We start from the raw sequence: 15,243 nt of genomic DNA on the forward strand, positions 1-15,243 counted from the left end.
GTTATGGTCATTATAACGTCTTATACGTTGCTTATATTGCTAATTAGTATAAAGACCGTTCGCGGGTGAAAATCGACCGTTGACGGGTTTAACGTACTTGAAACGTTGGAGCCGGGCAGGCCGACGCTGTCTTGGCGACACCCGATCAGACGCCTCGCCAATCCACTATCGCACGAAGTACCAGGGGCTTTCCTGCACGGTGGGCTCCAGCGCGATGCCGGTGCGCTCGCGGAACAGATCCATGTCCTGCGATTTCTCCGTCCACCACGCGTTGGGCTTAAAGGTCATGCTCTCGACAATACGTTTGACAATGGCGCTGTTGCGCAGCTTGGAAAAGTCGGTGTTCATGATCACGATGGAGGCGAGCACCAGCGCAATGCCCAGAACCTTGATTGCGCCGGCGGACTCGGCATAGATGCCAATACCGACCAGAACGGTCGCCACGGTTTCGAACGAAGCCACGACTGGCACCTTCGACGTCTCAAGATCCATCGAAAGGCCCTGCATATAGAAGATGTACGCAAGAGCCGTCGGAATAAAGCCAAAGCCCGCGAACAGCAGAATGAGCTGCGGGGACATTGCCGCGGCCACATCGGACCACGGAGCAGAAAGCACAGCCATAAAGCATCCGCCAAAGACAAAGCCCCAAAACGTAACCGCCAGCGGATGCAGCGTCTTGGTGGCCATGCGGCTAAACACAGCCAGCAGCGCACCGCAAAGTCCGGCGATCACACCCGACGCGACGCCCCAAGTCGAGAAATGGAAACCGGACAGGTCGCCGCTCGTCACCGCGAGCACGCAACCCACAATGTTAAAGATGATGGCGACGAGCTTGTTGGGGGTCACGCCCTCGCGATAAAGCACGCGGCCGAGCATGACGCCAAACACCGGCGAGGTATAGAGCAGCACCGAGGCCGTGGACATGCCCACCTCGCCCATGCACTCGTAATAGCAGGTGTTGGCGACGGCCAAACCGACGATACCGACAAGTGCGCAGGGGACGAGCTCTTTAGGACTTGCCTTGAACAGTGCCATGGGACCCGAGGCTTTTCCCTCACGAGCACCTCCCTGGCAGCCCATGAATACCAAGACCGGAGCCATTAAGACGGCACCCGACAACAGGCGAAAGGCCGCCATGCTCTGAGACGAAACACCCAGGGCCGATATTCCGTTTACAAAGATTCCGATGCTGCCCCACATAAGCGCGGCGATCAGCACCAGCACATAGCCCAGATTGCTTTTCTTCAACGCAGCCTCCTCGGTATTGTTTCCAATATGTTTCACACTACGTTATAGTCGTTATATACATTTTTCAAGACACAAATCGCCGAACGGAAAAATGATCCGCTGGGGACGGAGGAAAACGGATCACTGAGGGGCTGGTCTGAGTCAGTGATCCGTTTTCCTCCATCCCCAGCGGATTACTTGGCGGTTGCGGTGAAATAGTTCCTAAATAGAGGCTTCAAGCCCCCAAACAGGAACTATTCCACCGCAACTTATGAGGACATCGAGCTGTTAGGCCGCTCTATCCCCTAGTAGTCAAGCTTCCACATGTAGCGGCGCGTCATGTAGTCCTTGTGGGTGACGGCGGAAAGCGCACGCATGTAGACGTTGTTGAGGATCGGGGCAAAGATCAGGTGGTTGAAGTACTCGCTCACGCTGTCCTTGATGTCGTTGAGGCCGAGCTCCTTGGCGTCGAGCTGATAGACGCGCTCGCCACCGTACTGGTTGACGAAGCGGATGCCGCGCTCGTCGTTGCAGCGGCTGCGGCCGACGCTGATGAGCTGGAACAGCGAGGTGCGCTTGTCCAGAATCTCGAAGGGGCCATGGAAGAAATCGCAGGTGTTGATGGTGCAGGAGTCGATCTGCAGCATCTCCTGCACGTTGCAGATGCTAAAGACGTAGGCGGCACCAAAGAGCGGGCCCTGGGCCATGACGTTGATGCAGGGCTTGTCGGCGTTCTGCTCGGCCCACTTGGCAGCGAGCGGACGGGTGTACTCGACGGCCTTGCGATAGATGGGGTCGACCAAGTCGAACGCGGCCATAGCGGTCTCGTACTCGGCATAGCCCTCGGTCTGCTGCGTAAGCTCCATGGCGATCATGGTCACGACGGCGGAGTTGGTGCGGCCCATGCAGGACTCATCGACGGCCAGGCTATCGTACTGGATCTTGTAGTCGCAGACCTCGGTAAGGCCGGACTCGTCGACATAGATGGCGATGGTGCTGGCGCCGTGGTCCTTGGCGACCTGGGCGGCGACGATGGTCTCCTTGGTGCCGCGCATGGACACGACCACGGCCAGGGTGTTCTCGTTGACGTAGGCCGGGGTGGCGTGCACGAACTCGTTGCTGGTGTAGCTGGAGCTCACGACCTGCGTGGCCTCGTGCTCCATAAAGTACTGGGCAGGATAGTTGCCGCCGTTGGATCCGCCAGCGCCAATCCACACGACGCGCTTGATGCCGCCCTTGTCTGCCTTGTCAGCCAAAACCTGGGAGACGACATCCTTAACCTGTTCCTGAGTAGTCATCGTGCATCAGCCTTTCTTCTCGTTTGATGCTCTCGATGGCATACAAGTTACATACATGTTTTGGTTATGTCGACTAGTTGTATGCTATATTTATCTTAGAAATTTTGCTGGTAAGGTTTTCGGTAGCTCGATACCAGCGGTTTTATTGTTGTGTTGAATACATGCTTGCTTAGATAAGCATACAAGTTAGATATAGGCTAATCGCATGAATGCTTCATCTAAAAAGAAACTGAGCCAATACGAGCGCTTGGCGGGTACGCTTCGCGACCGCATCGCCGCCGGCATCTACGCACGCGGAGACAAGCTGCCGTCCGAGATGGAGCTCATGGACGAATCGGGGCTGTCGCGCAGCACCGTGCGCCACGCCCTTAAGGTGCTCGTTGATGAGGGCCTGGTGCGCACCGAGCGCGGGCGTGGCGCCTTTGTGGCCGACACGCCCGCGCTCCACGAGAACAACCTAGTGTTTTCGAGCTATACCAAGCAGGTCGAAGGCCAGGGCATGAAGCCCACCACGCGCACCGTGGACTCGGGCTTTGCCAAGGCGGCCGGCAGCATAGCTAAGTTCTTTGACGCCGCCGTGGGCAGCAAGCTCGTCAAACTTGTCCGCCTGCGTTATCTGGACGACGCGCCGCTGTGCCTGGAGACCACCTACCTGCCGCCAAGCTTCGAGACGCTCATCGATCGCGATATTAACGGTTCACTCTACGCCACGCTACGACAGGAGTTCCATCGCGCGCCGGCACAGGGGCATAAGACCTTTGAGGTGTGCTATGCCTCGCAAAACGAGGCGTTTTTGCTCAACGTTGAGCGCGGGCAGGCGCTGATCCTGATCACCGACTACGTCTACGACACCGACGGCCGCCCGCTCCACGTCTCCAAGCGCATCCAGCGCACCGACCGCGCCAAATACACCGAACCCATCGGCTAACCACCACCAAGACCACCACAAAGGGGACAGGCACCTTTGTGGTGGTTTTAGGCGAGGAGGTCGGGGAACCAGGTTGGTTTGGGTTGGTTGGGTGTGCGCTCAGCCAGGACCAGCTCCATCCAGCACATGTCGTACCAGCGGCCGAACTTTTGGGCACAGCGGTCGAAGGCGCCCACCAGGCGATATCCCATATGGGCATGGAAATCCTGACTGTTGTGCGTCAGATACTCGTCGTCCTTATCGTGCGGCACGGCAATGAGCGCGCACATGTTGGTGACGCCCATCGCGACCAGGCATTGCTTGAGCGCGTCGTGCAGCTTGCGACCCAGCCCGCCATGGCGCACATCGCGTGCCAGGTAGATCGACGTCTCGACCGACCAGTCGTATGCCTCGCGGCTGTTAAGCGGACTCACGTAGGCATAGCCTACCGGACGCCCGTCCAACTCCATCACCAAATATGGATAGCGCTTGAGCGTACGCTCGATGCGCCCGGCGAACTCCTCAACGCTCGGCACCTCGTATTCGCAGGTAATCGCCGTCTGGCGCACATACGGCTCATAGATGGCAAGCAACGCCGGCGCATCATCGGGCGTCGCCAGGCGAATCGTCGGCTCGGACATCTCTGTCATACAACCCTTCTCCCCAAAAGCAAAGGCCGCCTTGCGCCAAACCCAGCGCAAGGCGGCCCCTCGTCATTACATCAGGCTACAGAACCGCCGCCAACGCGTCGATATCCTCCTGCGTCGTGGCCCAGCTGGTGCAAAAACGCACCACCGTGTGGGTATCGTCGTACTTTTCCCAGTACTCGATCGCCGCATGCTCGCGAATGCGGGCCATGTCCTCGTTGGGCAGAATCACAAACTGCTGGTTTGTGGGCGTCTCCAAGAAGAACCGGTAGCCGTGCTCGTGCAGCACGCGACGAAGCGCCTGCGCGGTTTCGATCGCCTGGCGACCAATCTCAAAATACAGGCCGTCGGTAAAGAGCGCCTCAAACTGCACGCCCGTGAGGCGGCCCTTGGCCAACAGCGCGCCGTGCTGCTTAATACGCGGAATGGGATGCGCCGGGGCGTGCATGCCGCAAAACACCACGGCCTCGCCGCACAGAGCGCCGCACTTGGTGCCGCCGATGTAGAACACGTCACACAGCTGCGCCAGCTCGGGCAGGGTAATGTCGCACTCATCGGCCGCCAGCGCATAGGCCAGGCGGGCGCCATCCACAAACAGCGGAATCTCGCGCTTCTGGCACACTGCGTGAATCGCCGCGAGCTCGGCCTTGGAGTACAGCGTGCCGTACTCGGTCGATAGACTCACGTACACGGCACCCGGAAACACCGTGTGCTCGTAGCTCTCGTTTTCGTAGAACACCTGGATATAGTTCTCGAGGTCCTCGGCGTGCATCTTGCCCTCGTAGCCGGGGATGGTGAGCACCTTGTGGCCGCCAAACTCGATGGCGCCCGCCTCGTGGCAGGCGACGTGGCCAGTCTCGGCGGCAACGACGCCCTCGTACGGCGCGAGCAGCATGTCGATCACCGTCGCGTTGGCCTGCGTGCCGCCCACCAGAAAAAACACGTCGGCATCGGGGGCCTGACAGGCCTCGCGGATAAGCTGCTTGGCACGCTCGGTGTGCGCATCGGTACCGTAGCCGGGCTGCGGCTCCATATTGGTGTCGACGAGCGCCTGCAGCACTGCCGGATGTGCGCCGTGGGAATAATCGTTGTTAAACGCGAGCATGGCAATCCTCTCTTACCGGGTATCGGCCAGATGATTCAAACGGAGCTATTGTACGCCGTTGGGATAGGCAATGCGTGCGGCAAGGCACTCAAGTGCCAGTACCAGGGCAAAACCGCAGCTCACATCAGTCAAAAAGTGCGCTCCAATCACGATGCGCCCAAAGGCGACGAGCGCCGCGATCACAGCCGCCGCCCAAAAGATCGCGCGGCGACGCGAAGGTTTTTCCTTAAAGGCTGCCGCGGGAAGCCCGGCGAGCATAAGGCCAATCGCCGCATGCGCCGTGTGTCCGCTCGCAAACGACTTGAACCCGTCCTTGATCACGCCGGCGGCGATATAGGTCCACTTGTCGGGATTGCCGATCACCCACCACGGCTGAAAATTGAGCCCCGGCGTGACCTCGATCACGCGCATGCGCGGGCGCGACCACAACGGCTTAACAATGACGTTGAGGATGATGGCCTGAGCGACCCACACGGCAAGCACCATCAACGCCCAGCGCGTAAGCTCGTCGGGCGCGGTGTCACGCGTAAGGCGGTAGGCGATGAAGTTGGCTGCGATGACCAACGCAAACGTCAGAACCAGCTGAAACGCAATAAGCTTGCCGCCGACGCGCAGCGATCCGATAATCTCGTAGCCGACCAGACCAACGTTGATCAAAATGCCCAGCGCAGCGAGCCACTTGCTCGCCTTGGAATCGGGGCGTGCCGAGCGCACGAGCATAACGCCCGCGACGCTCGCCGTCAGCTCAAACGGCAGCTCGCCGGCGGCCTCGATAAAGCGGCCGTACATGCTGCCGATGTTGAACAGCGCACTCGAGATTTGATAATCAAAGAAGCTGCCCACGCCCAGACAAAGGCACAGGACAACCGCGATAATGGCGACATCTTTCTTATAGATGTATCCGAACATGCTTTCCTTTCGATGGGGTTGGAATCAACCTGCGAGGTGGCGGGGCAAAGAACAACTGGTAGCTCTGCCCCGCCACGCCCCTACTTGTTAGTCATCGTCGCTCGTGCCTAATTGCTGCAGCAGCATGAGTGCCGCGGCCACCGGGCCGGTGCCGTCGTTGGCGTCGAGGCCGCGACCCAGGCCGCTGCCCGCGCCGGCGCCCGCCTTGTAGGGCACCGACAGCTTGCGGCTCTTGGGAAAGTTCACCGCGCCATAGCGGGTCTTAAGCTCAAAGGCCACCTTCTTGGGCACGTCGACGCCCAAAAACGTGATGCGTCCGCCGCTGAGCGTGACGCTCTCGAGCCCCAGGCGCTCGCCGCGAATACGAATGCGAGCGCGGTTGAACAAGTTGAGCCCCGCCAACGGAAGCTCGCCGTGCGCCGCCTCGGTCTCCTCCTGCACTTCGTCGATGCTCTCCAGGTCCTCAGCCGCCGCGAGCTTACGGTACACGAGCACGCGTTGGTCCACCGCCGGCATGTATTCCTCGGACAAAAAGTAGTCAGCCGGCAGGTTGATGCCCACGCTCGCTGCCTCCACGCCGGCATCGTCATCGCCGCGTGCCTCGGCCACGGCCTGTCCCAGCATCTGCGTAAACAGGTCGAAGCCCACGCTCGACAGGTTGCCGTGCTGCTCGGCGCCCATGAGCGAACCGGCGCCGCGGATCTCCAGGTCGCGCATGGCAATGCGCATGCCGCTGCCCAGGTCCTGGAACTCGGAAAGCGCGGTCAGGCGCGCCGTTGCTTCCTCAGTGAGCGGCAGCTCACCGGGGAACATAAAGTACGCGTATGCCTGCGTGGCCGAGCGGCCCACGCGGCCCTTAAGCTGGTAGAGCTGCGCCAGGCCCAGACGCTGCGAGTCCTCAATGATGAGCGTGTTGGCCGTTGCGTTGTCGATGCCGCTCTCCACGATGGTCGTGGCGATAAGCACGTCGATCTTCTTGGTCGCGAACTCGATCATCACGTCCTCGACCTCGCGCGGGCTCATCTTGCCGTGCGCCACGCCCACGCGCGCCTCGGGCGCGGCCTCGTGCACGCGCGCCACGGCGTCGTCGATGGTCTTGACGCGGTTGGACACGTAATACACCTGACCGCCGCGGCCCACCTCCAGGCGAATCGCCGCACTCACCACGTCGGGGTCGTACTCCCCCACGTGCACGATCACGGGACGACGCCCGGTCGGCGGTGTGGTGATCAGGCTCATGTCGCGCACGCCACTCGTGGCCATTTGCATGGTTCGCGGAATCGGCGTTGCCGAGAGCGTGAGCACGTCGATTTGCTCGCGCAGGTTTTTGAGCTGCTCCTTGTGCTGCACACCAAAGCGCTGCTCCTCGTCGATGATCACCATGCCCAGGTTCTTGGGGTTCACATCGGCAGAAAGCAAGCGGTGCGTGCCGATGAGCACATCAATCGTGCCCTCGGCAAACGCCTTGAGCGCGCGCTTTTGCTGCGCCGGGGTACGGAAGCGGCTGAGCACCTCGACCTCCAGGCCAAACGGGGCAAAGCGCTCAAAGAATGTCTCGTAGTGCTGTTGGGCCAGAATGGTCGTGGGGCAGAGCACCATGACCTGGCGGCCGGAGTCCACGCACTTAAACGCCGCGCGCAGGGCGACCTCGGTCTTGCCAAAGCCCACGTCGCCGCACAGCAGGCGGTCCATGGGCTTGGGCGCCTCCATGTCGGCCTTGATGTCGGCGATAGCCTCCAGCTGGTCGCGTGTCTCGTCGTAGGGGAAGCTCTCCTCCATCTCGATCTGCTCGGGCGTATCGGGCGGACAAGCGATACCGGTAATCGACGAGCGGCGCGTATACAGGTCAACCAGGTCAAACGCCAGCTTTTTGGCGTTCTTGCGCGCCTTGTTGGTGGCACGCGTCCAGTCGGCGGTGTTGAGCCTGGTCAGGCGCGGCTTGTCGCCGTCGGGGCCAACATAGCGCGTGATGCGGTCGACCTGCTCGAGCGGCACGTAGAGCTTGTCGCCATCGGCATATTCCAGCAAAAAGTAGTCGCGCTCCTTGCCGCCCACTTCTTGGCGCGCGATCTCGCTAAAGAGCGCGATGCCGTGAGTGGCGTGCACCACGTAGTCGCCCGGCTTAAACGGGAAGGTGATCTGCGTAATGTCAACCTTGCGGCGGCTGCGCGCGCGGTTGGCATCCATGCGGGCGTTGAGGTCGGCGATCGAGAACACGGCCAGGTTGGCATCGGGCACCACCACGCCCTGTGGCAGGGCAGCGTCCACAAAGGTCACGCGCCCGCGCGAGATGGTGGGCACGGCGGCGCCGGCGGCAGCCTGCGCGGCGCCCGCCTCGAGCGAGCGGGCGTTGAGCGCATCGGCGCGACGCTCGCGAATGGAAGGACGGGCCTCCTGGCGTGCGGCACGGTCGGCGGAATCCGCCGCTGCCACGCGCACGCGGTCGCCGATAGCGCCGGCGTTTTCGGGCGCCGCGGTCAGCGACTCCTCAAAGGTAATGCCCTCGTCGCCAAAGGTGAGCTCCATCGACTCGCGCGCACCGCGGTCGGGAATGGCAAACACGCAGGCGTAGCGCTTGCCCACGACTTCCTGAATGCGCGTCATAAAGCGGTTGTCCGAGCCCGCAATGGCCGGCTGCTCAATCTTGAGCTCTGCCGTAACCGCGCCGCCGGCGCGAATCAGGCTCACATAGTTCAGGCGCTGCTGAGCACCAAAATCGAGCTGCTGGGCACGTACATACAGGCCGTCCAGACGGTCGACCCCTGCCTCGCCGGCACGCGCCTCGATATCCTCGTAGGCACGCAGGCAGTCGTCGAACAGCGAGCGCGGCTCGGACAGGACCACGAGCGCCTTGCCGCTCACGTGTGCCAGCGGGCTCACGGTCTGGCCGTACATCACCGGCAAAAAGCGGTCAAGCTCGGGCGTGACGATGCGTGCATCCACCATCTCGAGCAGCGCCGCCAGCTTGCTATCGTCCTGGCTGGCGCGATAGAGCGCCACATGCATGTTGTGGACCGCATCGTCGGTAAGCGCCAGCTCACGGCAGGGGAAGATCTCGATACTGTCCTCGTTGCCGATGGTCTGCCCCGTTGAGCTCACCATGCGGCGAATGCGATCAATTTCGTCGCCGAAGAACTCGATGCGCACGGGCGCCTTCTCCTGCGCGGGGAACACCTCGACGGTGTCGCCGTGCACGCGGAACAGACCGGGCGCGTCGGCTGCGCCGGCATTGGTGTAGCCCATGCCCACCAGGCGCTGCGGCACCTCGTCAAAAGGAATCTCCTCGCCCACCGCAAAAGTGGTGGACTCCCAATAGCGACTCTCGACCGGCGGCACGCAGCGCAGCAGCGCACGGGCCGAGGCGACCATAATGCAGTTATCCCCGCGCACGATGCGCCCCAGAGCCTCGCAGCGCTGCGCCACCACGGCGTCGTCGGGCGCCTGTTCGCGCCACGGATAGTCCTTGCGCTCGGGGAAACGACACACATGTGCCAGGCCCACGTAGGCGGCAAGGCTGCGCGCGGCGCGATCGGCCGCGTCCTCGCCGCTCACAATATAGACCGTGGGGCGCGGACGGCGCGCAAACTGGGCTGCCGCCATAAGCGTGCGGCCCGACTGCGACACAGCCAGCGTCACGTCCTCGCCAGCATCGAGTCCTGCCTCGACGGTCTGCAAGGCCTCGGCAGTGTAGAGCTGCGCGGCTATACGGTGAATGAGCATGCTGTTCCTCCGGCATCGCAACGCCAAAAGCCCGCCGGGGCAAGCTCGGCGGGTCGTTCGTCAAAGTTCATTAACGTTTATGGTACCGCACGACCCCGTGACCAAAAGCCAAAGCGACATCATGCCAAATGTTGCCCACAACGGTCTTGCTAACGCGTTTTCCCAGCTTATTAATCCACTCTCCGCTTTTTGATTTGTTGTCTTCCGGCAGCGATTTACACCGTCCGCGCCCCCTGGCGAGCATTTCGAGCTGCAAAGCGCCTATAATTGATATTGCTTACGTATTCAATGTCACTTTTTGAGGAAGGGGGGGGGTAAAACAAATGGCCGACACTCCATCTTGTGCATTGTACGCCGGGCTTAAGTCACTCGGTCGCATCAACAACGGTAACGCCGCGCAAATTCTCATGGCCGGCAACGCCCGTTACGGTGGACGCCTCATCTCCGAACGCTTGACGGTCCCGTCGTTTATCTCGCGCGAAATCGTTCACGCCAAACCCGGTGACCTTTCCGAGCCGCTGTTTGCGCCCTTTGAACAAAGTGCGCGCCAGATACTCAACCTCATCATGCAAAACCGAGGCTCCGACCCCCAATCGCTGAGCAAGGTCGCTAAACGCTATATGGAGTCGTGCGTCCCAGACATGCAGGATGCCCTTACCAATTGTGGCGTCGACGGCATGCTCTTTAGAAACGGCGTCGAGCGCATCGAGACCACTGACGATAGTGACATTAAAGATCGCCTCTACATCCATCTGATCTTTTTTATCGTTACCGGCTGCCTTGGCGACCCCGCCCGCGCCATCGAGTACACCGAGTCCTTTGTGTCCGACCAGATGCTCTCGACGCTTGGCACGGTCGAGACGACCGTCACCTCATTTTTCTCGACAACCGCGCGCCCCACAGGAGACGTTCGCCTGGGGCTGCTGCGCGTCGTGGGCAACTCGGCACGACCGCCGCTGCGTCCCCTTACCACGGACCCGGTGGGCAGCATTATCGGGTCGCTGACTGGCGACGGGAACGCCATCACCGACGTCGATTCCGATGTCTCGCGCCAGCACCTGCGCATTTGGTTCCAAGACGGACGCTGGCTTGCGCAGGGCCTCGACTCCACCAACGGATCGTTTTTGATCTCGGGCGTCGACCGCTGCCGGCAGCCTATCGAGCTGCCTCGACGCGACCGCCCCGCCAACTTCGCCAACACCCCCGTCGAGATTCACAACGGAGACACGCTTTGCTTGGGCGCCACGACGCGTTTTTTGGTCATTCGTATCACAGACTAGCCTGCCCACACATCTTCGACGCACAAGGTGCCGTTATTTGCATTAACCTCTGCAAATAACGGCACCTTTTCAATTAAGGCAACGGTTGCGCTACCTTTTCACTAACATTATTGCTATGCATTTTTTCTCGAAAGGATCGCCCCGTGACGTACGACACGGACATGGATATCATTGCGTTGTCCCCCTTTGAACCAAACGCCATGTTTGCGACCACCGAAGACTCCGATACCATTCGCCGCTTTACCACCCTGTTGGATTGCGGGGCAGTCGGCGGCGGCTCCCACCATCTTCGCAAGGTCGCCAACACCGAGGGCGAGACCTTTGCGCTCAAGACGCTGTGGCCCCTCAGCGGCTGTGATGAAAACGGCTCCGCTGTCAGCCCCTCGGGCATCAAGACGCTCACCGAAGAGTATCGCAATCTTGCAGTCGTCTCACTGTTGGACGGCTTTCCCAAAACCTATGGCTACGGTTATGCCGGCAACACACCGGTCATCCTTATGGAATGGATTGAAGGCCTGCCCCTTCGCGATGCCGCGGCAGAGCTAACCGACCGCGCCGAGGGCGGCCGCATTCCCGCAAACACCGTCGCCGCAATCGGAAAACGCCTGGGAGAGATCCTCCTGAACACCCAAAAGCTCGATGCACCTTTTGTGCACCGTGATATCTCCTTGCGCAACATCATTATTCGAACGGCGCGCCGACCCCTTGCCCAGCAGATTGCACACTGCAGTTTTGACCTTTGTCTGGTCGATCTGGGCAGCTCGAGCATCAAGCGCTCGGACCCCTCGTTTACCATGTCCACAGGCATCTGGCGCAACGGCACCCCCGAGTTCGCCCCGCCTGAGATGCTCTCCAACGACATCCCCGAGCTGGCGCCGCTGCGCACGTCGCCCAGCATCGATACATACGAGCTCTGCAGCGTGCTCTACACGCTCTATGCCGGCCACACGCCATATCGCCTAAACGAGCATATGGACCAGTCGCCCTACCTGTACAAGATCGAGCACGAGCCCGAACTGCTCGAGGCGCGCTTACCCGGTGACCAAAAGCTTGTCGATGTCATCATGAGTGGCATTCATAACGAGCAGTCCCAGCGCGCGCCGCTGTCTACGATTGTCGGCAAGCTCGATGCCTGGATTAAAGACATCGATTTTGAGCCGCGCACGCCGCTGCCCGGACCTGTCGACTTTAGCCAGCAACCAAAGGCTTCCGGCCCCAACAAGACTCAGACGCACCACCCGGTCATCTCGCGTCGCACTGCGCTCGCGCTCGGCGGCGTCTGCGTTGCCGGCATCGCAGCTTCCGCCCTTGCCACGGGGTGCTGGGGGCTCATCGACCTGTCGCACGGCATCAAGCCGTCACTCGACGATTACACCTGGGAAGAACTCGCCCTGATCTCCCGAAAAATCCAAGAGACATCTTCCAGCAAAAAGGCGCTCGCGATTGCCGAAACCTACCACCTGGTAAACAGCAAGCAGTCGCTCGAAAACGAGAACACCAAGACCGTCAGGCTTTCCGATGGGACCAAGGCACAAGTCCAGATCGTGGGCTTTAAGGCAGACACGTTCACCGATGACGGCCTCCCAGCTGGCATCACCTTTATGTTCCGTACCCCCATCGCCACGCGCGCCGTAAATGACAGCGCTGCGACGGGTGGCTGGGAGCAATCGTCTCTTCGCAAATGGCTGGCGGGCGAGGGCATGGCTACGCTGCCCGACGATCTCCGTAATCAGATCCGCTCGGTGCGAAAGCTCACCAACAACACCGGCGGCACCAAAGACGCCTCCAGCATCACCGCCACCGATGACAAGCTGTGGCTACCGTCCATGAGCGAGTTGTGCGGCTACCAGGCGCCCGAAACGTTCGCAGAAGGCTGCGAGTACCTTTCTGCCCTCTACAGCGGAGAAGGCGAACAGTACCAGCTCTATCGCGAGCAGAGTGTGAGCAGCCTGACCACCAACGATGCCATGATCCGCACCGTCGCCGGCAAAAAGATCTGCTACTGGGAGCGCACCCCCAGCGCCGACTGCAGCGAGGGCGCCAACTCGACGTACTTTAACCGCGTTGGAAAAGACGGCGACGTGTTTAGCTGGGCAACGCCTGGAAACGATCCGGACCAAATGACCTATGTCCTGCCCGGCTTTTGCATCTAACACCTTCCCCGGATACCAGAAAGGAGCCTTGCATCATGCGTGCGGAAACACCTTCCGAGGTGCTCTTTGATTTCCTTAAGTGCGACCTGCAGATCAATAATCGCGAAGCGGCGCGCATCTTGATTTCGGACAAGCCGATGGACTCCAAACCGGCCCCAAGGTTTCGCATTACCGAAAAGACGTTTCTATCGCGACGCGTGGTGCACGTCGTTCCGGGTACAGACAAGATCGACCCCGAGATGTTTGCCGATTTTTCGCAGAGCGTCCAGAATTTGGCCGCTGCTGTAAAAATCGGCAGCGGCAACAGCCCAGCGGCCGCCAACGCTCGCCAGCAAGCCATTACGGCGCATGCCCTCGAGCGCATGGCAACGTCGCTCGAACACTGGGAGCTCGATGGTTCCATCCTGCGCAATATCTTTGACCGCATCGCCGTCATGCCGGGCCTCAAGCAAAGCGACCGGCGCCTTTTGGAGCTCCTTGCGCTAACGGTCTGTGGATGCCTGGCCGATCCCAATGCCGCCGCCTCCGAGGTCAAAGACTTTGCCATAACGCAGCTAGCCCAGACCTTTGGCACGCTCGAGACCACCGAGGTCCTCCAGGCGCAGGATACCAACCACAAGGTCAACGAGCCTCCTGCAAAACTGGGGCTGCTCAGGCTTGCGAAAGACGGCTCGGCCTTGCCGCCGATCTATCCCTTGAGCCTCGATCCCGAGGGCACGGTTTTAGGCTCGTTCGCACACGACCGAAACAGCATCACCAACGTGGGTCCCGATGTATCCCGCCGCCACCTGCGCGTAGCGTTTTCCAACGGCACATGGCTCGCAAGCGGCCTTCACTCCACCAATGGAACGGTGCTGGTGACACGCAGCGGCGCGACCACCGTTATCGAAAAGCCGCGCTCGTTGCGCACCGCCGATGACGAGGACAAGCAGATTCCTATCCACGACGGCGACCTGCTCAAGCTGGGCTCCTCGACCGAGTTTTTGGTGCTGAAGATCTCTTCGAACGTACGTGCGCTGGCCTAGGGCCTAGCTCGCCCAATAAGAATCAACGCAAAAGAGCGCCGCTGCACACATCGCAGCGGCGCTCTTTTATATGACATGGGCATCTGAAATCGAATGCAGGGGCCGACAATACTCACGCAAGATAACTAAAACATAAAAGCCGCGTGGGGGTCGGGTCCCCACGCGGCTATCAGGTTTGGGCTAAATAAGCCCGGAGGTAAACACTAGAAGTGATTAGTGCTCGCGACGCTTGGTCATGTACATGCCCACAGCGACAGCCACGGCGCCGGTAAGGGCAGCAGCAGAGGTCACAACAAAGGTCGGGTCACCAGTGGTAGGAAGGGCAGCGTCGTTCTTCTTGGCCTTAGCCTCGTCCTTCTTGTCAGCAGGAACCTGCTTCTTGCCATCATTCTTCTTCAAAGAATTGGACTTGGGGGTCTTAGCAGTGAAGAAGGCGTAGACAGTGGTGTCCTCGGTGATAGGAGTAGAGAAGTCAAACTTCTTGAAGGACTCCTTGGAAGAAGACCAGCCGACAAAGTTGAAGCCATCAACGGAAGGATCGCTGGGCTGAGCAACAGTCTTGCCGTCCTCAACCTCAACCGTAGTGGTGGAACCATCAACATAGAAATTGACCTTGTGGGTCTGGACAGCAGGCGTCTCGTTCTTGGTCCACTGGGCGTAGAACGTCACGTGGTCGCCGCCGCCCTGGACGGGCTTGCTGAAGTCGACCGGGTCGGTACCCTTGGAGTCATAGGTCCAGCCGGCGAAGGTGTAGCCCTCGCGGGTCGGGGCCAGGGGCTGGCGGGCGACGCCGTCGCCGTCGGTAACGCCCTGGAGCGTCTCGTTGCCGTCGAAGAACGTGCCGCCGTTGGCGAAGTAGAGGACGTCCTTGACGTTCTCGTCAGCGCCTTTATCCTTGGTCCACTGGGCGTAGAACGTCACGTGGTCGCCGCCGCCCTGGACGGGCTTGCTGAAGTCGACCGGGTCGGTACC

General features: G+C 60.6%; 11 protein-coding genes. 4 read left to right on the top strand and 7 right to left on the bottom strand.

The annotated features are described in order from the left end of the window. Window positions 1–165 precede the first annotated feature (165 nt). Complete coding sequence (locus ACEXKH_RS08035; RefSeq protein ID WP_373573718.1) at window positions 166–1,248, bottom strand: DMT family transporter; 1,083 nt, start codon at window positions 1,246–1,248, stop codon at window positions 166–168. 284 nt (window positions 1,249–1,532) lie between these two features. Next, a complete protein-coding gene (locus ACEXKH_RS08040) occupies window positions 1,533–2,525 on the bottom strand; it encodes an SIS domain-containing protein (RefSeq protein ID WP_006235139.1) in 993 nt (330 codons plus the stop codon). A gap of 205 nt (window positions 2,526–2,730) precedes the next feature. On the opposite strand from ACEXKH_RS08040, the gene ACEXKH_RS08045 reads away from it, so the two are divergent. Beyond that, window positions 2,731–3,453 (top strand): GntR family transcriptional regulator, encoded by a 723-nt coding sequence (locus ACEXKH_RS08045; RefSeq protein ID WP_373573719.1) that lies wholly within the window; start codon window positions 2,731–2,733, stop codon window positions 3,451–3,453. A 47-nt stretch (window positions 3,454–3,500) separates the two neighbouring features. On the opposite strand, the gene ACEXKH_RS08050 is transcribed toward ACEXKH_RS08045, so the two are convergent. The 4 genes from ACEXKH_RS08050 to mfd form a co-directional block, all read right to left on the bottom strand. After that, window positions 3,501–4,082, bottom strand: coding sequence for a GNAT family N-acetyltransferase (locus ACEXKH_RS08050; protein WP_373573720.1), 582 nt, complete (start codon window positions 4,080–4,082; stop codon window positions 3,501–3,503). A 76-nt stretch (window positions 4,083–4,158) separates the two neighbouring features. Further along, a complete protein-coding gene (locus ACEXKH_RS08055) occupies window positions 4,159–5,184 on the bottom strand; it encodes a threonine aldolase family protein (protein ID WP_373573721.1) in 1,026 nt (341 codons plus the stop codon). Between the two features lie 45 nt (window positions 5,185–5,229). Beyond that, on the bottom strand, window positions 5,230–6,093 hold the full coding sequence (locus tag ACEXKH_RS08060) for a phosphatase PAP2 family protein (protein WP_373573722.1): 864 nt from the start codon (window positions 6,091–6,093) through the stop codon (window positions 5,230–5,232). An 87-nt stretch (window positions 6,094–6,180) separates the two neighbouring features. Further along, the gene (mfd, locus tag ACEXKH_RS08065) at window positions 6,181–9,813 is read right to left on the bottom strand and encodes a transcription-repair coupling factor (RefSeq protein ID WP_373573723.1); all 3,633 of its coding nucleotides are present in this window, start codon (window positions 9,811–9,813) and stop codon (window positions 6,181–6,183) included. Window positions 9,814–10,136: 323 nt separating this feature from the next. Between mfd and ACEXKH_RS08070 the strand changes: the two genes are divergently transcribed. The 3 genes from ACEXKH_RS08070 (at window position 10,137) to ACEXKH_RS08080 (ending at window position 14,271) form a co-directional block, all read left to right on the top strand. Then, the gene (locus ACEXKH_RS08070) at window positions 10,137–11,093 is read left to right on the top strand and encodes an FHA domain-containing protein (protein ID WP_373573724.1); all 957 of its coding nucleotides are present in this window, start codon (window positions 10,137–10,139) and stop codon (window positions 11,091–11,093) included. 143 nt (window positions 11,094–11,236) lie between these two features. Continuing rightward, window positions 11,237–13,246, top strand: coding sequence for a DUF6273 domain-containing protein (locus tag ACEXKH_RS08075; protein WP_373573725.1), 2,010 nt, complete (start codon window positions 11,237–11,239; stop codon window positions 13,244–13,246). Between the two features lie 35 nt (window positions 13,247–13,281). Beyond that, a complete protein-coding gene (locus ACEXKH_RS08080) occupies window positions 13,282–14,271 on the top strand; it encodes an FHA domain-containing protein (RefSeq protein ID WP_373573726.1) in 990 nt (329 codons plus the stop codon). Between the two features lie 213 nt (window positions 14,272–14,484). Here the strand turns inward: ACEXKH_RS08080 and ACEXKH_RS08085 are convergent. Beyond that, window positions 14,485–15,243 (bottom strand): InlB B-repeat-containing protein (locus tag ACEXKH_RS08085; RefSeq protein WP_373573727.1); only part of this gene is annotated, 759 nt, incomplete at its 5' end.

This window comes from Collinsella aerofaciens ATCC 25986 (assembly GCF_964259375.1).
GTDB lineage: Bacteria > Actinomycetota > Coriobacteriia > Coriobacteriales > Coriobacteriaceae > Collinsella > Collinsella aerofaciens_BO.

What these genes read in the sequence shown, in the direction of transcription:
- ACEXKH_RS08040 (WP_006235139.1), bottom strand. Translation starts at nt 2,525, where the DNA reads ATGACTACTCAGGAACAGGTTAAGGATGTCGTCTCCCAGGTTTTGGCT.
- ACEXKH_RS08045 (WP_373573719.1), top strand. Translation starts at nt 2,731, where the DNA reads ATGAATGCTTCATCTAAAAAGAAACTGAGCCAATACGAGCGCTTGGCG.
- ACEXKH_RS08050 (WP_373573720.1), bottom strand. Translation starts at nt 4,082, where the DNA reads ATGACAGAGATGTCCGAGCCGACGATTCGCCTGGCGACGCCCGATGAT.
- ACEXKH_RS08070 (WP_373573724.1), top strand. Translation starts at nt 10,137, where the DNA reads ATGGCCGACACTCCATCTTGTGCATTGTACGCCGGGCTTAAGTCACTC.
- ACEXKH_RS08060 (WP_373573722.1), bottom strand. Translation starts at nt 6,093, where the DNA reads ATGTTCGGATACATCTATAAGAAAGATGTCGCCATTATCGCGGTTGTC.
- mfd (WP_373573723.1), bottom strand. Translation starts at nt 9,813, where the DNA reads ATGCTCATTCACCGTATAGCCGCGCAGCTCTACACTGCCGAGGCCTTG.
- ACEXKH_RS08055 (WP_373573721.1), bottom strand. Translation starts at nt 5,184, where the DNA reads ATGCTCGCGTTTAACAACGATTATTCCCACGGCGCACATCCGGCAGTG.
- ACEXKH_RS08080 (WP_373573726.1), top strand. Translation starts at nt 13,282, where the DNA reads ATGCGTGCGGAAACACCTTCCGAGGTGCTCTTTGATTTCCTTAAGTGC.